This is a genomic window from Actinoallomurus bryophytorum (assembly GCF_006716425.1).
Lineage (GTDB): Bacteria > Actinomycetota > Actinomycetes > Streptosporangiales > Streptosporangiaceae > Actinoallomurus > Actinoallomurus bryophytorum.
Window position 1 is genome coordinate 6,278,660 of record NZ_VFOZ01000001.1, and the last position, 21,866, is coordinate 6,300,525.

Sequence of the window (21,866 nt, forward strand, 5' to 3'; positions counted from 1 at the left end):
GGATTCCGTCATGACCCAGCGTCCGTCCCCGGACCGGTTGCTCCGCCGTCCCCCCAACGTCGTGGGCCTCGACACGCGCCCCGACCCCACATACACGCTGGCCACGGACGCCGAGCCCCTCCCGGCCGACGGCACGGTCCTGGACGTCATCCCGCTACCCGGCGCCGACAAGGTCCTCATGATCGTCGCCCACGTCGTCCCCGCCCGGCCCGCAGAAGCCACGGTGTCGCGACGAACGCTCACACCAGAGGTGCCGCAGGTACCGGGGGCGTGGCCGACGCCCGCATCAGAGGTGCCGCACGTACCGGAGGCGCGGTCAACGCCCACGCCGGAGGCGCCGCGAACACCAGAGGCGCGGCAAAGCGCCACACCGTACGAGATGAGCTCGTTCGATCTGGCCCCCGTTGCCCGGCCGGAGCCGGAGCCGGAGCCGGAGCCGGAGCCAGGGCGAGGGCCGGAGCCGAGGGACCCCGGCGAACCGGGGGAGCCACGACCCGAGACGGCCGCAGCGAGTGCGGGACACCTGAAGCCGACGGAGACTGCGGCCAGCCCATCCCCGGACGGCCTCCGCGTCGACCTGCCGTCCCGGCGCGTATTGGTCAATGGCAGTGAGGTCCATCTGACCTTCCAGGAGTTCGAACTGCTCGCCCACCTCACCGCGCATCCCTGGACGGTCTTCACCAGAGCCGAACTCATGCGCGCCCTCTGGCCGACCATGGACTCCACCACCAGAACCGTGGACATCCACGTCCACCGACTCCGCCGCAAACTCGGCCGCCTGAGCACCCGCCTGACAACGGTCCGCCGAGTGGGCTACGTCTACCGACCGCACCTGACGAACAGAGCAGCAACCCCCACCACCGAGCTGCAACCCACCCAGCTCTGACCCACCGAGCTCTGACCGACCGAACCGCCGAGCCGTAACCCACCGACCTCCCGGCGAGCCGCAAACTCACCGAACCTGCGCCCAGCGAACCTGCACCGACCGAACCGTGACCCACCGAACTCCTGGCGATCGGCAACCCACCGAGCTTTGACCCACCTAGCTGGAACGGAGGACGAACCCAGAGATAAGGCATCCCGCCGGTACGGGCTCGCCAGGCCCGCACTCACTTATCCACAGCCCCGCGACAACTATCGACGCGCCCATCCCGCACGCCCCATCATGGCGGGCATGTCCGACGGCGGCACCCGCGTTCTTCACCGGAGCGAGCGGGTTCCGCCGTCGGGCTCCACCGTCCGTCGAAAGGGGCTTGAAATGCACGGGGGCCTGCCCTTCATCGGGTTCAGCACCATCATCTACGGCGTCGTGGGGCTCGCCGTGGCCGCCGGTGGCGCGGTCACGAGGTTCCGGAGGCACAAGTGACCGCCACCCTGACCGTGATCGTCCCGGCGCACAACGAGGAGCTCGGCCTGCCCGCCACACTCGAGGCTCTCCGCCGGCAGACCGTCCCGCCCGAAGAGATCATCGTCGTGGACGACGGCTCGGCCGACCGCACCGGGGAGGTCGCGGCCTCCTACGGCGCGACCGTGCTGAGACCCGACCGCAATCTGGGAAGCAAGGCCAGGGCACAAAACCACGCGTTACCGGCCTGCCAGAGCGACCTGGTGCTCGCCGTCGACGCGGACACCGTCCTCGCACCGGACTACATCGAAAAGATCAAGCCGGCCTTCGACGATCCCGAGGTCGTCGTGGCGGCCGGCAACGTCCAGACACGCTTCACCCGCACCGCCTGGGAGCGTGGCCGCTCGATCGAATACCTCTTCGGCTTCCACTGGCACCGGCCGATCCAGAACGGCGCGAACAGCCCGGTGGTGTGCTCGGGCTGCTGTTCGGCATTCCGCCGAGAGACGCTGGTCGCCTTCGGCGGGTTCCCCGAGCGGACCATCGTCGAGGACATGGACTTCACGTGGTCGATGCAGATCGCCGGCCGCAAAGCCGTCTACGTCGGCGAAGCCGTGGCATGGGCCGCCGACCCCGAGACACTGACCTACCTGCGCAAACAAGTGTGGCGCTGGATGGCCGGCTTCTTCCAGAACGTCCGCCTCCACCTCGGCCACCTCGTCACCCGAAAACCGATGCTCGCCCTGTGGATCGTCCTCGCCCTGGTCGAGATCTTCACCGCGCCGCTGTGGTGGGCGACCCCGTTCGTCCTCACCGTGGGGATGCACAAGTCGATCAGCACGACCCTGGCGCTGTGGCTCGGCTCCGAACTCCTGTTCACCGTCCCACCACTGATCTACGCCGCACGCCGCCGAAAACTCCCGATCCTGCGCGTGTTGGCGAACATCCCCTTCGTCTACCTGACGAAGGCCGTCAACGTCTACTACGCCTGGAAAGCGCTCATAGTCGAACTGATCCTCGTCCCCCTCCGTCTCTCCAAAGGCCTGGTCACCTACGAGAAGGGCCGCGCCTGCACCCCAACCATCACCTAGCCGTGTACGTGCGCGCGGCGCCATCCAGGCGCCGCACAGGCGAGTGAGCATGCGGTTCTGCGATTCGGTGGCCGCCCCCGATGCCGTGGACACGCCGTGCTTGCGTCTGGCGTGGTGGTCCGGGTTTGGCGTTGGGTGGCCTTGGCTGCGTACGGCGCTTTGCGTCCCGTGTGCCTGTCGTGGCTTCCCGCTGCGTGGCCTTGGGTGCGTACGGTGCTTGCGTCTGGCGTGGTGGTCTGGGTTTCGCGTTGGGTGGCCTTGGGTGCGTACGGTGCTTGCGTCTGGCGTGGTGGTCTGGGTTTCGCGTTGGGTGGTCTTGGGTGCGTACGGTGCTTGCGTCTGGCGTGGTGGTCTGGGTTTGCCGCTGGGGGGCCTCGGGCGCGCACCGTGATTGCGTCCCGCGCGCCGGTCTTGGGTTTCCCGCCGCGTGGCATTGGGCTCGCAGCGCGCTCTGCTTCACACGCGACGGTCTCGGTTTTCCGGGATTTAGTGCACCAGGAGGGCGAAACCCTCTATTCGTTCGCATTTTCTTGATCGCTCGGACAAGGAGGAGCGCCGCTGTAGGACGTACTTGAAAGCTCAACAGAACTACACTCGTACCGTGACCGAGACGCGATGGCTGAACGCCGATGAGCAGCGAACATGGCGCGCGTACCTCAACTCCCATCGCCTGTTGCTCGACGCGATCGACGCGCAGCTTCGCCGCGACTCAGGGATGCCACACGCCTACTACGAGATCCTGGTCTGCCTTTCCGACGCGGAGAACCGCACGCTGCGCATGGCCGAACTCGCCGAGGCGACGCGTGTTTCCGCCAGCCGTCTCTCCCACGCCATCGCCCGCCTCGAGGAGCGCGGCTGGGTATGCCGGCAGGAATGTCCGACCGACCGTCGTGGTCAGCTCGCCGTGCTCACCGACGAAGGGTTCGCCACGCTGGCCGCGGCGGCACCCGGTCACGTCGAGGCCGTCCGCACCGCCCTGTTCGACTCGCTCGACGCCGACCAGATCCGCGACCTCGGGGAGATCAGCGAGATCCTCGCTCGGCATCTCGCCTGACCACCGGTATCGGCCACGACCATTCCGTCACGACCAACCCGATCGCACGTCTGCCGCCTCGACGACGACCTGCGCCGACATGAAAGGTCGGCCAGGTCTGGGGTGGGGTTGTAGGCGTGTCGTGTTCGTGGTGTCTCAGGTTCGACTAGGCCTGGGGCGTGAAGGGGGCGCCAGGTCTGGGGCGTGAAAGGTCGGCCAGGCCTGGGGCGGGCTCTCGGCGTGTCGTGTTCGTGGCGTCTCAAGCTCGACCAGACCCAGGACATGAAAGGGCAGCCAGATCCAGGGCACGAAAGACCGGCCCCCGAGGCGCGACCCCGGAAGAATCGAGTCCGTCGCGCGCCCCGGGGGCCCAGGTCACATGGAGATCAGCCGCGGAGGGTCTGGTCGGTCAGGTTGCGGCCGGTCAGGGTGACCACCGGTGGGGCTCCCCGTAGGTCCGAGGCGCGGTAGCGTGCGGTCACCGTCTGGCTCTCGCCCGGCCACAGGGTCACGTAGTTGTCGCTCCAGCTGATCGGCAGCACCTGGTCGTCGCCACCGAGCACGTGACCGTCACGCGTGCCCCGGCGTACGTCGGCTCGGGTGAAGACCGCCGGAGTGGACCCGTGGCCCGTGTTCCGCAGCGTGACCGTCGTGATCGCGTCGGCGCCGTCGCGGCGGGTCGACGCCGTTGCCTTCACGGTCGCGGCCGGCAGCTTCTGCAGCCCGGTGAGGTCCGCGTAGCCATCCGGCTGGAAGACCGCGCCGCTACCCGAGCCGAGCGTCTTCGACCAGTCCACCGCGTCCGGCTTCGTCGACAGCCAGTAGACGTTCCGGCTCACCGTGCCGCCGCCGTTCCGGGTCAGTGTGAGCTCGACGAAGTACGTGCGAGAGGTCTCCGAGGGCACCTTCGGGCTGAGTACGGTCTGCACGTCCTGCGACGCCAGGCCACTGACAGCGACGCGGCGTGAGTCCCGGACCGTGCCGTTCAGGTCGATGACCCGCGCCGACGCGGTCAGGCCGTTCTGGGTCGTACGCGCCAGGTTGGCGACCTTCACCGAGCCGTCCGCGTAGTCGTACATGATGTGCACCGGTTCGCCCGCCTTGAGCGCGCCGAAGTACACGCCCGGCTGGTCGAAATCGTAGTTGTAGAGGTTCCAGTGCAGCGACGGCCACGCCTTGTTCAGCATCCAGTAGATGACGCCGGGGCTCGGGTTGGCCGGGTCCTTCGAGCGGCCGAGGTAGGCCTCGAACTGCGCGCGCGTGACCTCGTAGCCGCCCATCTGGGCGATCTTCTGGTACGAGGCCATGTCGGTCCAGGGCCCGTAGCGGTTCCACAGCGGCGTGTTGTACTGCCCCATCCGCGCCGTCTTCGTGTAGCTGCCGTACGACGCGGCGACGTGGAACAGGTTCGGCCCGGTCCCGGGCCCCTTCGTCGTCGACAGGTCCCAGATCTGCGCCTGGTCGGCCGGCGTCAGGAACCTGTTCAGCGAGTCCTGCGTCGGCACGGTGTTCCCCGCGCTGGTCTCGGTGTCGTACGCGAAGGCGCTGCCGGCGTTGGTGAAGGTCGGGTCGTCACCGGCCGTCTGGGGACCCTGCGCCCACCAGTACCCCGGCGGCACGTAGTTGTACGGTCCCTCCTTGGCGCCCGACGCGCCGAGCTTGGGTGATGACTTGTACTCGGCCGAGGCCACCTGCGGCGTCTGCCAGTCCGCCGCCGCGAACGCGGACAGGTAGATCTGCTCCTTCGCCGCGTCCGGTGCCTCGTCGCTGCCCTGGAAGTAGGTGAAGACGCTCGGGTGGTTGCGCAGCCACTCCGCGACGCGCGTCGCCTGGTTGGCCGCGTTCGCCTTCAGCGCGTCGGGCCACTTGGTAAGAGGGTCCTCCCAGCGATCACAGCACTGCCAGCCGGTCATCGCCAGGATGCCCGCGCGGTCCATCTGGGCGAACATGTCGTCCGGCGGCAGGTTCCCCTCGAAGCGCAGGGTGTTCAGGCCGAGGTTCTTCACGTACGCGAGCTGGTCGTGGATGTTCCGCGGCGAGTACCGCATGAACATGTCCGGCGACCAGCCGCCGCCGCGGATCACCAGCGGCACCCCGTTGACCATGAACCTCCGAGAGCCCGACGCCGCGTGCGTCTTGCCCGGCACGACCGGGCTGAGGTCGGAGGTCACCGTACGGATGCCGAAGTCCTCGGCGTACCGGTCGGACTCCTGGCCACCCGCCCGTACGCTCGCCGCGAGGTGGTACAGCGGCTGTCCGCCCAGCTGGTACGGCCACCAGATCGCCGGGTGGGTGAGGTGCAGCTGCCGGTGGTCGGCGGGGGAGAGGGTGACCGTACGCGTCGCGCCGGCCGGTACGTCCGCCGTCGCCGTGACATCGACGCGCGTGGCGCCGTGCGTGATGGTCGCGCGCAGCGAGGCCCGCTGTGCCGCAGCGGTGTCGTTGCGCAGGTCCGCCTTGACCGTGAGGTCCGACGTGCTCAGGTTCGTGGCGTTCTGCTGGTTGACGTGCACGTTCCGCAGCGAGACCGCGCCCGCCTGTGCCAGCTGCGGCGCGAACCGCAGGCCGGTGCTCTCGTCCGGCGCGTGCGGGTTCCAGTCGAGCTGACTGTCGCTGAGATAGGTCTTCGGGGCGTTCTTGGCGACGTCGAGCGCGATCGCGTTGGCGCCGTCGTGGACGTAAGGCGTGATGTCGTACTCGAACCGTGAGTACGCGCCCTGGAGCTGGGTCCGGTCGGCCACCTTCGTGCCGTTGACCCACAGGTCCGCGGTGCCGAGCACTCCGTTCATGATCAGGTACGTCCGGCCGCCGTGTTTCGGGTGGACGGTCAGCTGGTCGCGATACCACCAGTTCACGCCGAACTGGTCGGTCGGCACGCTCTTCAGCCGGTCGGAGTAGAAGACGTCGGGGTAGCGGCCGTTCTCGACCAGGCCCGCCATCAGCGTCTCGGGCTCGGAGATCGGTAGCCAGCCCGTCGCGGAGTAGTCCGGACGGGAGATCTCCGCCCCGGAAGTCCCGGCGGTGGCGGAGGACTGGATGCGCCACCCGGAGGTGAGCTGCGCCGCCCCGGGACCGGGCGCGACGACCGCTGCGGGAGGCGGCGAGGCCGTGGCGACATCGGTCGGCGTCACGGCCGCGACGGTCATCACCGCTGCCGCCGCAACCATGATCAAAGGTGACCTGACCATAGACAACCGTACCTCCCGGGCTCGGACGCCCACGCTAATCGCCGTACGGTTTGATTGGAAGCCTCCCTAACGAATGACCGGAAGAGGCCATACGAGACAGGGCCTCCCGTGAATACCGGTGAAAGCGTCTTTTCTCAAGGTCAAGGCCGAAGTTAGGGTCACAGGGGAATGTGGGAGCGCTCCCATCGAACGAGACCTGGAGCCGTCAGATGCGATCCAGACGCATGATCTCCGTCTTCCTGGCACTCGTCCTCGGCCTCTTCGGCGGCGGACCGATCACCGGGACCGCCCACGCCGCCGTGCGCTGCTCGGTGGACTACACCAAGAACGACTGGGGATCGGGCTTCACCGCCTCCATCACCCTGCACAACCTCGGCGACCGGCTCGAAGGGTGGACGCTGACGTACGCCTACACCGGGAACCAGACGCTCACCCAGGGCTGGAGCGGCACCTGGAGCCAGTCGGGCAGGACCGTCACGGTCACCGGCGCGGGCTGGAACGGCACGCTCGCCACGGGTGCCACCGCGCAGATCGGCGCGAACTTCGCCTACAGCGGGACCAACACGGACCCGGCGTCGTTCACCGTCAACGGCGTCTCCTGCGACGGTGACGGCAGCGGCGGCGGCGGGACCGGCGGCGATGGCGGGCACGGCGACGGCCCGCCCGCGCTGCACGTGTCCGGAAACCACCTGGTCGACGCCGACGGGGCCACCGTGCGGCTGCGCGGCGCGAACCGCTCCGGCGGGGAGTTCATGTGCGTGCAGGGATACGGCGTCTGGGACGGCCCGGTCGACGACGCCTCGATCGAGGCCATGGCCGCCTGGAAGATCACCGCGGTGCGGATCCCGCTCAACGAGGAGTGCTGGCTCGGCCTGAGCAACATCGACCCGCGCTACGGCGGCGCCGCGTACCAGAGCGAGGTCAAGGGGTACGTCTCCCGGCTGGAGGCCCACGGCATCACCCCGATCGTCGAGATGCACTGGAACCACGGCGCCTACACCGGCCCGTCCTCCGGCTGCGCGGACGTCCACGCGACCTGCCAGAAGCCGATGCCGGACGCGGAGTACGCGCCGTCCTTCTGGACCGGGGTCGCCACTGCCTTCAAGGGCGATGACGCGGTGGTGCTGGACCTGTTCAACGAGCCGTACCCCGAGCGCGCCACCGGCAGCGAGACCTCCGGCTGGACCTGCTGGCGCGACGGCGGGACGTGCGCCGGGATCGCGTACCAGGTGGCGGGGTTCCAGTCCCTCGTCGACGCGGTACGCGCGACCGGCGCGGACAACGTCATCCTCGTCGGCGGCCTGGCCTACTCCAACGACCTGACGCAGTGGCTCGAGTACGCGCCGGCCGACCCGGAGCACAACCTCGCGGCGTTCGCGCACCTCTACAACTTCAACACCTGCTCCAGCACGTCCTGCTTCGACGCCCAGCTCGCGCCGGTCGCCCGGCAGGTCCCGCTCACGCTGAGCGAGATCGGCGAGAACGACTGCGGGCACGGGTTCATCGACACCGTCATGAACTGGGCGGACGCGCACGGCGTCGGCTACCTCGGCTGGACCTGGAACACCTGGGACTGCTCCTCCGGCCCGTCACTGATCAGCGACTACGACGGCACGGCCACACCGTTCGGCGCCGGGCTGCGCGACCATCTGAGCGCCGGCTCCTGAGACGGGTTTCGGGCACCGCGTACGCGGCAAGGAGATCCACGACGCGGTGCCCCCCGGTCCAGGAGGTCTCGATGGCCAAGCCGTTCGCCTCGTCCGCGGACACCGAGGACAAGACGCAGACCCTGGAGATCCTCGCCGACGGGGTGTACGCCCTGACGGCCGAGGGCGACCCCAACGTCGGTGCGATCGAGGGCGAGGACTTCCTCGTCTGCTTCGAGGCGCTGGCGACCCCGGTCGCCGCACGCGCGTGGCTCCAAAGGCTGCGCGAGCACACCGGCAAGCCGATCCGCTACCTGGTGCTCTCGCACTACCACGCCGTACGCGTCCTGGGCGCGAGCGCCTTCGACGCCGACGTGATCGTCGCGCACGAGAAGACCCGCGAGCTCGTCGCGGAGCGCGGCAGGCAGGACTGGGAGTCGGAGTTCGGCCGGATGCCGCGGCTGTTCAGGGAGCCCGAGTCGATCCCCGGCCTCACGTGGCCGACCGCGACGCTCACCGACCGGTTCACCATCGACCTCGGGGGTGACCGGGGTGACCTGGTGCTCCAGCACTGCGGCCGCGGCCATACCGAGGGCGACATCGTCGCCTGGCTCCCCGCCCAGAAGATCCTCTTCGCGGGCGACCTGGTCGAGGCGCAGGCCGCGCTCTACACCGGTGACGCCTTTCACCGGGACTGGGCGGCCGGCACGCTGGACGCGATCGCCGCGCTGGGTGCCGAGGCGCTCATCGGCGGACGCGGCGCCGTCGCGCGCGGCAAGGACGCCGTCGAGGCCGCGGTGGCCCAGACCCGCGACTTCCTCACCGTCATGATCCGCGAGGTCGGCGCCGTACGCGAACGCGGGGGCACCCTCAAGGAGGCGTTCGAGGCGACGCACGCGCGGCTCGAACCACGCTTCGGTGGCTGGCCGATCTTCGAGCACTGCCTGCCCTTCGACGTCTCCCGGCTGTGGGACGAGCTGTCCGGCATCGAGCGCCCGCGCATCTGGACCGCCGAACGCGACCGCGAGGTGTGGGCCGAGCTGCAGGAGTGAGCGTGGACCCCGTCGTCGTGATCGGGGCCGGGCCGGTCGGGCTGACGGCGGCGCTGCTGCTCGCGCGCTGGGACCTTCCGGTCGTCGTGCTGGAGCGGCGCGCCGCGCGCGACCCGGCCGGGTCCCGCTCGATCTGCCAGCAGCGTGACGTGCTCGACATCTGGGCCGCCGTCGGTGCCGGCGCGGTCGCCGAGGAGGGCCTCACCTGGACCACGGCCCGTACGTTCTACCGCGACCGTGAGCTGTTCTCCTGGAGCTTCACCGGCCGGGGCACCTCGCCGCTGCCGCCGTTCGTGAACCTCTCCCAGGCCCGTACCGAGGAGATCCTCAGCGCGCGAGCCGCCGCGGACGCCCGCGTCGACGTGCGGTGGGGCCACGAGGTGACCGGCCTCGGCCAGGACCGAAGTGGCGTGACGCTGGAGTGCGCGAACGGTGCCGTCGTCCGCGCCTGCCATGTCGTGGCGTGCGCGGGCGCGCGCGGCGGCCGAGTCGTACGCGAGGCGCTGGGCGTCGGCTTCGAGGGCCGGGCGTTCGGCGACGAGTTCCTGATCTGCGACATACGGGCCGACCTGCCCGGATGGGAGAACGAGCGCCGGTTCTACTTCGACCCGGTGTGGAATCCCGGCCGCCAGGTCCTGATCCACCCGTGCCCGGACTCGACGTTCCGCATCGACTGGCAGGTGCCGCCCGGGTTCGATCTCGCCGCCGAGGAGACCGGGGGAGGGCTCGACCGCCGCATCCGGCAGATCGTCGGCCCGGTCCCGTACGAGCTGATCTGGCGTTCGGTCTACCGGTTCCAGTCGCGGATCGCGGACCGGATGCGGGTGGGCCGGGTGCTGCTCGCCGGCGACTGCGCCCATCTCGTCGCGCCGTTCGGCGCGCGTGGCCTCAACTCCGGCGTCCCCGACGCGGAGAACGCCGCGTGGAAGATCGCTTTCGTCGTACGCGGCTGGGCCCCGGAGCGGCTCCTGGCCACCTACCACGACGAACGGCACGCCGCCGCGGCCGAGAACCTCGCGGTCACCGACGCGACCATGCGCTTCCTCGTGCCGCGGTCCGCGGAGGAGTGGCGTGTACGGCGCGAGACGCTCGAGAAGGCGGCGCTCGATCCCGCGAACGCGATGACGACCGTCGACTCCGGGCGTTTCGCCGAACCGTACTGGTACGCCGACTCCGCACTGACCACGCCCGAACCGAGCCGTCCGTTCGCGGGCCGGCCGCCCAAGGGCGAGGACGCGGTGCCGGGGCCGGGTGTCATCGTGCCGGACGCTCGCCTGAACACGGGTGCGCGCTTCCGCGAGCTCGTACGAGACGGGTTCACCGTGCTGCTCGCCGGCCGGGAGGACCACGCGTCCTTCGAACGCGCCGCGCGTACGGTCACCGGGGCGCCGGTCACCGTGCTGGAACTGGAGCGGATCGACGCCCTGGCGTCCGCGCTGGGCGCCGAGCGGGGTGAGGCATGGCTGATCCGTCCCGACGCCCACATCGCGGCCGTACTGCCCGGCGCCACCCCCGACCGGCTGGCGACGGCCGTACGGCGAGCGCTCGGGTACGGCTGAACGTCAGCGGCAGGGCGGGACCGCGCACGTATCCGCGAGCAGCGCGCTGACCTCGGCGGCCGAGGTGGTGTCGGACAGCTCCTCGAACAGTGTGAGGGCCTCGGTCCACGCCTTCGCCGCCGACTCGGACTCACCGGTGCCCGCGTGCGCGTGGCCGAGGCTGCGGAGCGTCGCGGCCAGGAACGAGGACCAGCCGCGGCTCCGCCACACCAGCACCGACTCCTCCAGCCGGAGCGTCGCCGAGGCGAACCGGCCGTCGACCATGTCCAGGTCGCCGAGGACCTTCAGGGAGTCGGCCAGGTGGTGACGCATGCCGTACCGGCGGCTGACCGAAAGGACCGCCTCGGCGGTCGGCCGTGCGCGCGCGTCGCCGAGGCCGGCGTACAGCTTGGCGAGGTACAGCAGCGAGAACACCTCGGCATAGCGGTCGCCGCGGGCGTGGCACATCACGAGCGAGTCGACGAGCAGGTCGTGGCCGGTGTCGATCCGCCCGGCCTCCCAGTGGGCCGCCCCGAGAAACTGCATCGCCGTCGCCTCGAAGCGGGGGTTGCCGAGCTCCCTGGCCAGCCCCAGGGCCCGGGTCAGGTGGTCGATCGCGGCCTCGATACGTGCGCTGCCGGCGCAGGCGATGCCCATCACGTGGCGGGCACGTGCCTGACCGCCGAGATGCCCGTGCTCTCGCGCCAAGGTCAGGGCGCGTTCGGCGGCCGCCAGCGCCTCGTCCGCCTGGCCCTCGGCCACGAGCCCCCAGGCGCAGTTGACCAGGGCGTCGGCCATTCCGCGCGGCTCGCCCAGCTCCTCGAACATGTGCAGCAGCCGCAGGGACCGCTCCCGCAGCGTGGTCATGGCCGTGCCGGACGGTGCCGTGGTGTTCCACGTCGTCACTTCGAGCAGCCCGCGCAGCAGCACGGCCTCGCCCCGCCGGTTGCCGGCCGAGCGGCACAGCTGCAGCGCGCGCTCGTGCGTCTCGCGCCACTCCACCGTCATGCAGCGCACGTCGAAGTACTTTTCCAGACAGGCCGCCAGGTCCCAGGCGAACTCATCCAGGCCGAGCTCGCACGCCTGGCCCGCGGCGGCCACCAGTGCGGTCCACTCGGCGTCGAACCAGGCGGCGGGGTCCCGCAGCGTGGTGTCGGTGAGCGCGGAGGGGAGCCGCCAGCGCGGCGCGTCACCGTGGATCGCCGCGTAGCACGGGCCGGGTACGAGCTCGGCGGCGCGCTCGGACAGCGCGAGCCACCCGCCGAACGCCCGTGTCAGCGCGGCGGCCTGGACGCTCGCCGAGTCCTCCTCGCGCGCCCGTTCGCGCGCGTACAGCCGTACGAGGTCATGGCAGCGGTACCGGAGACCACCGGCCGGATCGGAGCTGCCCAGGTCGAGGAGCTGGGAGTCGACCAGCGCCTCGAGATGCGCCTGGGCCTGGTCGACCGGCAGGTCCAGCAGTGCCGCTGCGACCCAGCCGGCGAAGTCGGTCACGTCCAGCAGGCCGAGCAGGCGGAACAGGCGGCGGGTGTCCGCGGGCAGCCGCGAGTAGCTGACCGCGAAGCCGGCGCGGATCGCCAGATCGCCCGCCGACAGCTCGTCGAGCCGGCGGTGCTCGTCGCCGAGCCGGGTCGCGAGGTAGGCGAGGCTCCAGTGGCGCCGGCCGGCCAGCCGCGCGCCGGCGATCCGCACCGCCAGCGGCACGTACGCGCACAGCCGTGCGATCTCGGCCGCGGCCTCGGGCTCGGCCGCGATCCGGTCCGCCCCCGCGATCTGGGCGAGCAGGCCGGTCGCCTCATGGGCGCCGAACACCTCAAGCTCGACCGGCCTGGCCGACTCCAGCCCCGCCAGGTGCGCCCGGCTCGTCACGATCACCGCCGAACCCGGCGATCCGGGCAGCAGCGGGCGTACCTGCCCCTCGGAGGAGGCGTTGTCGAGCACGATGAGGACGCGCCGGCCGGCGAGCAGGCTGCGGAAGAGCGCCGTGCGTTCCTCCAGCGCCTCGGGCACGACCGGCCCGGCGATGCCCAGCGCGGCGAGGAACCCGCCGAGCACTCGTGAGGGATCCGCGGGCTCGCTGAGCTCGGCGCCCAGGTCGGCGTAGAGCTGTCCGCCGGGGAACCGCGCCGCCAGCCGGTGCGCGACGTGCAGGGCGAGCACGGTCTTGCCGACCCCGCCCGGTCCGGAGACCGCCGTGACCACGGGCGCGCCGGTCACGTCGAGCGTGCGCGCCAGCAGGTCGGCCTCGGCGTCGCGGCCGGTGAAGTCCGCGATGCCCGGCGGCAGCTGGGCGGGCGGCGGCACTGTGGTCTCCACGAGCGGGCCCGGCCCGTGGTCGCGGTCGCGGGCGAGCACGGTGAGATAGGCGCGTTGCACTCTGGCTCCGGGCTCGACACCGATCTCGCCGGTGATCCGCTCGCGCACCTTCTGGTGGTGCCGCAGGGCGTCGGCCGGGCGGCCGTCGACCGACATCAGCTCGATCAGGACCGCCTGCAGTTCCTCGTCGAGCGGCTGCTCCTCGGCCAGGACGGTCAGCCGCGGGATCGCCGAGCCCGGACGCCCCGCCGCGATGGCCGCCTCGGCGAACGCCACGGCCGCGCGGTGTACGGCGTCCTCGGCCTCGCGCATGAGCGAACCGGCCCGGTCGACCGAGACCAGGTCGGCGAGGACCGGCCCGCGCCGCAGCGTCAGCGCCGCGTCGAGCATCTCGCACCGCGTCGCGGGGTCGCTCGTCGTCGCCGCCCGCAGGACGAGGGCACGGAACCGGCCGGCGTCCACCGCGTCGGCGCGCAGGACGAGCCGATAGCCCCCGCTGTCGTACTCCACCGGCGGCCCGCCGCCCGGGAGCCGGCCCAGCCAGTCGCGCAGCCGCGAGACCGCCGCCTGCACCGGCCCCCGGCCCGTACGCTCCGCCCGGTCGGCCCACACGAGCTCGATGAGGTGTTCGGCCGTCAGAGACCGTCCTCCGGCGAGCAGGAGCACGCCGAGCAGCCCGCGCACCACCCCGGACCCGGGCGGCGGCATGGGCCGCCCGTCCACCTCGATCAGCAGCGGGCCAAGCACTCCGAACCGCGGCTCACCGGCGCCCATCCAGTCCTCACGCCTCCGTCATCGGATCGACTCTTCTGCCCTTTGACTCCGAGAGTTGCGATCCGGTTTCGAAATCGTATGCGTTATGGGTGCCTATTCGCGCGCGTATTCACCGGCTGGCCTTATTCGCGCCCGCCGGCGGTGTGTGTGCGGTCAGGTCAGCCGTTGCACCCGCAGGAGCAGCCCTTCGGGCAGGAGCAGCTGGAGCCGTGTCCGCATGAGCAGTTGCGCATCATGGGTCCAGCGTCAGGCGCGGTGACCGGGACGGCAAGGGACACTACGGTCACCTCGGTGGTCGGTCCGGTGTATCGGTCGCGTACCCGGGTCAGTCGTCGCAGGCGTCGTCGCCGAGTCGGTTGAAGCGGGCGAGCATGTCCGCCAGCAGCCGTACGTCGTCGACCGGCCACCTGCCGAGGACGGCATGCCAGCGCGTACGGCGGGCCAGGCGGGTGGTCTCCAAGCGCTGCCGTCCCTCTTCGGTGATGACGAGGACGTGCGCGCGCCCGTCGGCCGGGTCGGGTCCGCGTTCGATCAGGCCGAGCTCGGCCAGCACCTTGAGCTGACGGCTGACCGTGGCCTTGCCGAGGCCGAAGTGCCCGGCGAGGTCACTGGCGCGGGCCCGCGAGTGGTCGTGGATGCCGGCGAGCAGCCCGTACGCCTCGGGGTCCAGGTCCGGATGCACCTCGCGGCCCATCTCGGCGGACATCGCCCGTGCCCGGCGGAGGAGCGTGGCGAGCTCCTGCTCGAGGGAGTCGAATGCCTCGTCGCCGTCGGGTGTTCTGGTCGCTTCTGTCATTTGTGGGTGTTCTTAGTAATGGCCTTTTTCTACAGTTGAATGCAGCAACGTAGCGGCTTTGTCGACCCATGGCGACTCACTCGGCAGAGGAGTCCTCATCGCCGGGGGAGCCGCCCATCATCTTGAGCATCGGGACGCCGCCCGTACGGAAGAAACGGACGAGGAGCACCGCCGCGAGGATCAGGAAGGCCAGGTTGAGCCAGGTCGTGTAGTTCCACGTGATCCGCTCCTCCATGACCTCCGCCCGGCGCTGCGTCGGAACGAGCCCGGCGGCACCGAAGATCAGCTCGACGAGATATCCGGCGATCACCATGGCCGCGTAGAAGGTCCCGGTGATGAACAGGGCCATCCGCATGCCGTAGTACTTCCGGTAGATGTTGATGATCGGCAGGATGATCAGGTCGCCGAAGACAAAGGCGATCACGCCGCCGAAGCTGATGCCGCCGTTCCACAGCACCGCGGCGAGCGGGACGTTGCCGATGGAGCAGACGAAGCTGACGACGGCGACCAGCGGCCCGACGAGCGGCCCCCACAGCGCGGCGGCGAGCGGATGGCCGGTCAGGAAGAGATGCCGCCAGAACGTGTCGGGCACCCAGGCGGCGACGGCCCCGGCGATGAGCAGCCCGATGACGAGGTCCCGGAGAATGGCCGCCCATTCCATGACGAACACATGGGACACCGCGGTGAACGCCTCTTTGGAGAACAGCCGCCGCGAGAAGGACCCTTCACGCCGAACGGTCATGTCCATCGACGCATGGCCTTCCATCGACCCGGCGAGCCCGCGCCCGGCCTGCGTACGTGCCTCGCGCAGGAGCCGCTCGCGCAGGAAGAGCCTGAACAGCAGGGTCACGACCACGATCATGATCGGCCCGCCGACGAACTCGGCCGCGGTGAACTGCCAGCCCATGAGCAGGGCCAGCACGATGCCCAGCTCGATGACGAGGTTGGTGGAGGCGATCTCGAAGGCCATGGCGGCGGTGAGGCTCGCGCCCTTGCGGAAGAGGGAACGGGCGAGCGCGACGGCGGCGTACGAGCAGGAGGAGGAGGCGATCCCGAACCCGGTGGCGATGGCGAGAGTACGGGGCCGGTCGTCACCGAGGAGCCGGACGATCGTGGACCTGCGCACGACGGCCTGGACGACCGCCGACAGCGCGAACCCGAGAATCAGCGCCCACAGGATCTCCCAGGTCATCGACCCGGCAATGGCCAGCGCATGGCCGATGGCACCCATCTGCGAACCTTCCCGGACGGCGGAGGCGATCGGTAGGGATCGTAGTACCCCAGGGGGGTATAAGCGAGCGATCTGAACGCAAACCTTGCCCGGCCGGTACCCTGCCCGCTGCCCGCTGCCCGCTGCCCGCTGCCCGCTGCCCGCTGCCCGCTGCCCGCTGCCCGGGGCGGGGCGGGGCGGGGTCAGTCGATCTTCTGGACGAGGTCCTCTGGGGTGTCGAGCACGGCCCCGAGCAGCCCCGGGAAGCAGGCGTCCAGGTCCTCGTCGCGCAGGCTGATGATGCGCTGGGCGCCCTTGACGCGTTCCCGGAGGATTCCCGCCTCGCGCAGCACCCGCTGGTGGTGCGAGAACGTCGGCTGGCTGATCGTCAGGCGCGCGGCCTGATGCAGCTCGACGCAGGGGGACTCGCCACGGACCCCGAGGGTGCGGACCATGGTCAGGCGGACCGGATCGGCGAGCGCCGCGAGCACCTTCACCAGCCGGAGGTCGTCGGTCGCGGGATGACGGTCGTCTTTCATGGGTCGGAGCATATCGATAAGCATCTATCTCATCGGTTATGATCACTATCATCGACGTTCATCGATATACGGAGCCGCCGTGACCTGGACCACCGCCTACCTCGCCGCGCTGGGCGACCCGGACGGGACGCCGTCCTTCATGCCGCAGCCCCGGTCGTTCTCCGCTCAGACGGTGCGGCAGGCCGTCCGGCTGCGGCGCGGCGGCGGCGCCCTGCGGCTGGTCCTGAGCAACGAGTTCGGGCACACGCCGCTGGTGATCGACGAGGTCACGGCGGCGGATGGCATGCCCGTCCTCTGTCAGGGCGGCGCGCGCTGGGAGATCCCGCCCGGCAGGACCGCGACGAGTGACCCGGTCCCGCTGACCACCGCGGCGGGCGACGAGTTCGTGATCAGCTGCTTCGTGTCGGGCGACGCGGAACCGGCCGCGTACCTGCACTCAGCCCAGCGCACCGGCGAGGTCCTGCACTCCGCCGAGCGCACCGGCGAGGTCCTGCCCGGCGCCGAGCGGTTCACCTCGCTCTACTGGATCACCCGGGTTCTGACCGACGCGCCCGCGGCCGGTCCGGTCGTCGTCGCCCTGGGCGACTCGATCACCCGGGGCGACGGCACCTCGGCGGACCGAGACCAGCGCTACGCCGATCACCTGCAACGCCGGCTGCTCGCCGCCGGACTCGAGGGCGCCGCCGTCCTGAACGCGGGCATCGGCGGCAACCGGCTGCTCGGCCCCTTGTTCGGGCCGACCATGACGGAGCGGTTCGCCCGCGACGTGCTCGGCGTCCCGGAGGCTACCCACGTCCTGATCATGGGCGGGCTCAATGACCTGGCCATGGGTTCGCCCGCGGACGACATCACCGGGGCGCTGTTCGCGCTGGCCCGTCGTGCCCAGAGGCATGGCGTCCAGCCGATCCTGGGCACGGTGACCCCGATGATGGGCAGCGTCTACGAGATGTTCCGGGCCGACGGCAACGAGGAGGCGCGGCGGGCCGTCAACCAGGCCATCACCGGCCAGCGGGACTGGCATGTCGCCGACTTCGCCGCCGCCCTGGCCGACCCGGACGATCCCACCCGGCTCGCCGCCGCCTTCGACTCCGGCGACGGGGTACACCCCGGAGACGCGGGCGCTCGCGCCCTCGCCGAGACCGTGGACCTCGACCTCTTCAAGTGAGGCTCGTGACCGGTTCCAGACCGGTCTCGTCGTGCGCAACGCCGGCGCCGATCCCGGATGCGACGTCGGCGATGACGAACGCCCCGTCTTGGCGCCGGCCGGACGCACATCGGCCAGGCGCCGTATGACCAGACCAGGCGGGTACGCCACCAGGCAGGTACGCCACCTGGCAGCTCGCGGCCTGAGCGACCGTTACCGGCACAGCGCCGATCGAGGCAGCCGGTCGACCACCACCCAGGCCCGGTGACAACACTCCCCGGATCATGGCTACGACATGGGCCTGAGTCATGCCGGGCAGGGTGGCCAGGCTCTCACTCGGGAGGCGGGGACGTGAGAAAGGTAACCGCGGGCCGGCCCGTCGACGCGTCGCGGAGGGTCTGGCCGGCTGTCGGCCGCCGCTTCCGTTGGCGGAGATCGCTTCTGCGATGGCGGTAGGGGAATTGGACGTACCGGACAGAAGACGGTGTGGGATTTTCGCGGGCCGGACACTTCACCGGCTCGATGGAGGGTGTCCGCGGTGGGCGACCGGGAGCCCGTCCCGATCGCCCACGGGGATTGCCATCCCCTTCGCGAGCCGGTCGTGCGGTCCCGCGGATACGAGCCGTTCCGCGTCGCATCCCCGCGCCACCGGGATGCGGCGCCGGATCGGCTCCGGCATTCGCACGTCACGCCTACGGGCGAACACCCAAGAGACCGAGTTATCCGGCTAGTGATAAATGTGCCATCGCATTCCGAATCGACCGCAAGATTGCACAATGTGCGATCTCTTCTACTCTGCGCTGGGACGACATGCGTCGTCAAGGCGCCGGATAGTAAACAACTTCGCCCATTACGTCACAATAAATCTTCTATTTCATCGCAAATGATCGAGCTCAAACCTCCGCCGACAACGGTGTGGCGGAATGGCCCGGAGGTAGGTGAGCGCAAAGGAGTCGGCAAGCCGAGACGCCCCGACCGGAGAAGCGCCCGCCGTGAACCCGCCTGCGAGCAGGCGGGCGGTGTCACCGCGCGCTCGACTCGGCCCCTGCCCGCCGCCAGGGCGACCACGCCCTGTATTCGTGCGTGGGTGGCCGGGGGCTCGGCCACCGCGATGCGCTCGGCAGGCTCCGCGCGGGTAGATGGTGGCGCGGCCCGGCCCCGGCCTGAGCTTGTTTTCGTTTGAGAAGTGGCTGTGGTGGGGGTGGCGGGGGGTTCGGCGGTCGTGGGGTGTTCGGCTGACTCCGTCGCGGGGGATGGTGGCGCGGTTCGGCTGCCGTCTTGCGCTCCGATCTGGGCTCGGCCGTCTCCACGTGGGGGATCGGTGGTGGTGCGGCTCCGCCGCGACACGAGCGGACGGTCGACGGACAGCGAGAGTGGTGCCGGCGAGCATCGATTGCCGCCTGCCTGGGTGGCCAGTCTGGGTGGCCTTTCCGAATGGCCTGCCGTTGATGCACGGGTATAGAGGGCACCCCGTTTTGTCCCCTTTAGGGCTGCGGCGTGGCAGGCCCTTCGGCTTCGCGCGACCGTACAAACGGGTGGCAGGCATTGGGCAAAACGGCAGAAAAGCAGCTCCGTCCGGCTCGGCCATCGGCGTCGGTCGGACACTCGGCATCGGCCGTGGGATCGGTCCCGCAAGCCCGCTCACCAGCCCTAACACCCCCCTCGCCGCAAGGTGGCGAGGCTCCCCTCCAGCGCCGGGTTCGGCTAGGGGCGCACCCTCGGGCGCGGCCTCTCGTTGGATCTGGTGATCCCTTGACAAACCAGACAGGATGGACGTCATGATCATCGGTCGGGCGCCCCCGTAATGATCCTCGGCCTGTCGCAAAGGATGACCCCCCCAGCCCCCGAAAGCCTCGAGACAGGAAGAGAGCCCCTATGACTCCGCTCGCGAGCGGCGTACTGGCCAGCTCCTCGTGGACCGGTCATGACACCCGGCTGATCATGGCCGCGGTCGTCGGTGTCGCCGTCATCGTCGTTCTGATCACTCAGTTGAAGGTCCATCCGTTCCTGGCGCTGGCGCTGGGTTCAGGAGTGCTCGGCGCCGTCGCCGGCATGTCGCTCGAGAAGATGATCGCCAGCTTCAGCAACGGCCTCGGCATGGTGGTCGCCAGTGTCGGTGTGCTCATCGCCCTCGGGTCCATGCTCGGCAAACTGCTGGCCGAGTCCGGCGGTGCCGACCAGATCGTCGACACGATCATCTCCAAGTCCAGTGCCCGAACGCTGCCCTGGGCGATGACGCTCATCGCGGTCCTGATCGGGCTGCCGATGTTCTTCGAGATCGGCCTCGTACTCCTGGTCCCCGTGGTCCTGCTCGTCGCGAAGCGTTCCGGGCGGCCGCTCATGCTGCTCGGCATCCCCGCGCTGGCCGGGCTCTCGGTGCTCCACGGCCTGGTACCTCCCCACCCCGGGCCGCTGGTGGCCGTGAGCACGGTCAAGGCCGACCTGGGTGTCACGCTCGCGCTCGGGCTGCTCGTCGCGATTCCGACCGTGATCATCGCCGGTCCGCTCTTCGGCCGGGTCGCCGCGCGCTGGGTGCACGCGGAGCCGCCCGCCGGGCTGATGGACGAGGTCCCCGAAGAAGAAGGAGACGAGGAGAGCACTCCGCGGCGCCGTCCCGGGTTCGCTCTCACGGTGGGAACGGTCCTGCTCCCCGTCGTCCTGATGCTCGCCAAGGCCGTCGCCGACGTCTGGCTGGATGAGGACGGCACCCTGCGTACGGCACTCGACGCCATCGGTACGCCGCTGTTCGCGCTGCTCGTCGCGGTGGTGGTCGCGATGTTCACGCTCGGGCTGCCCGCCGGGTTCGACCGGGCGAGGATCTCCACCATCGTGGCGGAGTCGCTGCCGCCCATCGCGAGTGTCCTGCTCATCGTCGGTGCCGGTGGTGGCTTCAAGCAGACGCTGATCGACGCCGGTGTGGGCAAGGCCATCACGCAGGCCGCGAACGGCGCGAACATCTCGGCGCTGGTGCTCGGCTGGCTCGTCGCGGTCGGCATCCGGCTCGCCACGGGTTCCGCCACCGTGGCGACGATCTCCGCGGCCGGGATCGTGGCTCCGCTCGCCACCGGGATGAGCTCGACGCACACGGCGCTGCTCGTGCTCGCCATCGGCTCGGGGTCGCTGTTCTTCTCTCACGTCAACGACGCCGGCTTCTGGCTCGTCAAGGAGTTCTTCGGGATGAGCGTCGGTCAGACCATCAAGACCTGGTCGGTGATGGAGACCATCATCTCGGTCGTCTCGATCATCTTCATCCTGCTGCTCAACCTGGTGCTATGAGACCTTGCGCCCGATCCCGCCGTACATCCAGCGGGTCGGGGCCGGTCCCGGGTCCTCCTGGTCCGGCTGCCAGTCGTGCAGCATGACCAGGCCGGGCTCGACCAGCTCCAGCCCGTCGAAGAAGGGTGAGATCTCCGACCGCGAGCGGAGATAGATCGGCGTCGGCGTGGTCGCGTAGACCGCCTCGATCTGCGCGACCGCGGCCGCCGACTGCCCGTCCGTCGAGGTGTGGGTCGCGGTGATGTGGCTGCCCGGCGCCAGGGCGTCGCGCAGCCGGCCCATGACCTGAGGTCGCTCCGAAGACGTGAGGAAGTGCACCATGGCGATCAGCAGGATGCCGACCGGCTCGTCGAAGTCGATCAGTCTGGTCGTCTCCGCGTGGCCGAGCACGTCGTCCGGGTTGTGCAGGTCGGCCGTCGCGACCGTGGTGTTGTCGTCCGCGGCGAGCAGCGCCCGGCCGTGCGCCAGGACGACCGGGTCGTTGTCGACGTAGACGACGCGCGCGCCCGGAATGATCTCCTGCGCGATCTCGTGGGTGTTGCCGGCCGTCGGCAGCCCGGAACCCACGTCGATGAACTGCCGGATCCCCTGCCGCGCCATGTACCGCACGGCGCGGCGCAGGAAGGCGCGGTTCTCCCGCGCGACCTGGCGTACCTCCGGAAGCACCTCGGCGACCTTTTCCACGGCGGCGCGATCGACCGCGTAGTTGTCCTTGCCGTCGAGGTAGAAGTCATACATCCGAGCGACGCTCGGCCTGCTCGTGTCGATGCCCGCCGGGGACGACTCGGCTTGGTCCGGCACGACGATGACCTCCAGGAGGGTCCGGCGAAAGGGCCGCCGTGAGACGGGAGTTCCCGCCACACGGCTCACCCCGGACCCTAATGGACACCTCATCTTGTAAGGGCTCAACGCCCGCGA

14 protein-coding genes are annotated in these 21,866 nt (G+C 70.2%); 8 read left to right on the forward strand and 6 right to left on the reverse strand.

The features are described from left to right. Positions 1 to 10 precede the first annotated feature (10 nt). The 3 genes from FB559_RS29420 to FB559_RS29430 all read left to right on the forward strand — a co-directional run bounded on the left by FB559_RS29420 (position 11) and on the right by FB559_RS29430 (position 3,490). Positions 11 to 886 carry a winged helix-turn-helix domain-containing protein gene (locus FB559_RS29420; protein WP_141959687.1) on the forward strand — a complete coding sequence of 292 codons (876 nt, stop codon included), beginning with the start codon at positions 11 to 13 and terminating at the stop codon, positions 884 to 886. A gap of 476 nt (positions 887 to 1,362) precedes the next feature. Then, positions 1,363 to 2,436, forward strand: coding sequence for a glycosyltransferase family 2 protein (locus FB559_RS29425; protein WP_141959688.1), 1,074 nt, complete (start codon positions 1,363 to 1,365; stop codon positions 2,434 to 2,436). 601 nt (positions 2,437 to 3,037) lie between these two features. Next, positions 3,038 to 3,490: a MarR family winged helix-turn-helix transcriptional regulator gene (locus FB559_RS29430; protein WP_141959690.1), complete on the forward strand. Its 453-nt coding sequence runs from the start codon at positions 3,038 to 3,040 to the stop codon at positions 3,488 to 3,490. Positions 3,491 to 3,855: 365 nt separating this feature from the next. Here the strand turns inward: FB559_RS29430 and FB559_RS29435 are convergent, their stop codons facing one another. Next, complete coding sequence (locus tag FB559_RS29435) at positions 3,856 to 6,636, reverse strand: glycoside hydrolase family 2 protein (RefSeq protein WP_141959691.1); 2,781 nt, start codon at positions 6,634 to 6,636, stop codon at positions 3,856 to 3,858. A gap of 230 nt (positions 6,637 to 6,866) precedes the next feature. Here FB559_RS29435 and FB559_RS29440 point away from each other — a divergent pair, with 230 nt between their 5' ends. From FB559_RS29440 to FB559_RS29450, 3 genes are all read left to right on the forward strand, one after another. Beyond that, a complete protein-coding gene (locus FB559_RS29440; RefSeq protein ID WP_185792450.1) occupies positions 6,867 to 8,324 on the forward strand; it encodes a cellulase family glycosylhydrolase in 1,458 nt (485 codons plus the stop codon). 71 nt (positions 8,325 to 8,395) lie between these two features. Further along, positions 8,396 to 9,355 carry an MBL fold metallo-hydrolase gene (locus FB559_RS29445; RefSeq protein ID WP_141959693.1) on the forward strand — a complete coding sequence of 320 codons (960 nt, stop codon included), beginning with the start codon at positions 8,396 to 8,398 and terminating at the stop codon, positions 9,353 to 9,355. A gap of 2 nt (positions 9,356 to 9,357) precedes the next feature. Further along, the gene (locus FB559_RS29450) at positions 9,358 to 10,914 is read left to right on the forward strand and encodes an FAD-dependent monooxygenase (RefSeq protein WP_425455089.1); all 1,557 of its coding nucleotides are present in this window, start codon (positions 9,358 to 9,360) and stop codon (positions 10,912 to 10,914) included. Positions 10,915 to 10,917: 3 nt separating this feature from the next. Here FB559_RS29450 and FB559_RS29455 read toward each other — a convergent pair whose 3' ends face one another. The 4 genes from FB559_RS29455 to FB559_RS29470 all read right to left on the reverse strand — a co-directional run bounded on the left by FB559_RS29455 (position 10,918) and on the right by FB559_RS29470 (position 16,528). Next, complete coding sequence (locus tag FB559_RS29455; protein WP_141959697.1) at positions 10,918 to 13,983, reverse strand: AfsR/SARP family transcriptional regulator; 3,066 nt, start codon at positions 13,981 to 13,983, stop codon at positions 10,918 to 10,920. A gap of 325 nt (positions 13,984 to 14,308) precedes the next feature. After that, positions 14,309 to 14,779 carry a MarR family winged helix-turn-helix transcriptional regulator gene (locus tag FB559_RS29460; RefSeq protein ID WP_141959699.1) on the reverse strand — a complete coding sequence of 157 codons (471 nt, stop codon included), beginning with the start codon at positions 14,777 to 14,779 and terminating at the stop codon, positions 14,309 to 14,311. Between the two features lie 76 nt (positions 14,780 to 14,855). Beyond that, positions 14,856 to 16,010 (reverse strand): permease, encoded by a 1,155-nt coding sequence (locus FB559_RS29465; RefSeq protein ID WP_141959701.1) that lies wholly within the window; start codon positions 16,008 to 16,010, stop codon positions 14,856 to 14,858. Between the two features lie 182 nt (positions 16,011 to 16,192). Continuing rightward, complete coding sequence (locus tag FB559_RS29470) at positions 16,193 to 16,528, reverse strand: ArsR/SmtB family transcription factor (RefSeq protein ID WP_141959703.1); 336 nt, start codon at positions 16,526 to 16,528, stop codon at positions 16,193 to 16,195. Between the two features lie 79 nt (positions 16,529 to 16,607). Here FB559_RS29470 and FB559_RS29475 point away from each other — a divergent pair, with 79 nt between their 5' ends. After that, the gene (locus tag FB559_RS29475; protein WP_141959705.1) at positions 16,608 to 17,693 is read left to right on the forward strand and encodes a GDSL-type esterase/lipase family protein; all 1,086 of its coding nucleotides are present in this window, start codon (positions 16,608 to 16,610) and stop codon (positions 17,691 to 17,693) included. Between the two features lie 1,854 nt (positions 17,694 to 19,547). Continuing rightward, positions 19,548 to 20,948: a GntT/GntP/DsdX family permease gene (locus tag FB559_RS29485; protein ID WP_141959707.1), complete on the forward strand. Its 1,401-nt coding sequence runs from the start codon at positions 19,548 to 19,550 to the stop codon at positions 20,946 to 20,948. On the opposite strand, the gene FB559_RS29490 is transcribed toward FB559_RS29485, so the two are convergent. Further along, the gene (locus tag FB559_RS29490) at positions 20,943 to 21,809 is read right to left on the reverse strand and encodes an SAM-dependent methyltransferase (RefSeq protein WP_246122162.1); all 867 of its coding nucleotides are present in this window, start codon (positions 21,807 to 21,809) and stop codon (positions 20,943 to 20,945) included. The two genes, FB559_RS29485 and FB559_RS29490, sit on opposite strands and share 6 nt — an antisense overlap. Positions 21,810 to 21,866 lie beyond the last annotated feature (57 nt).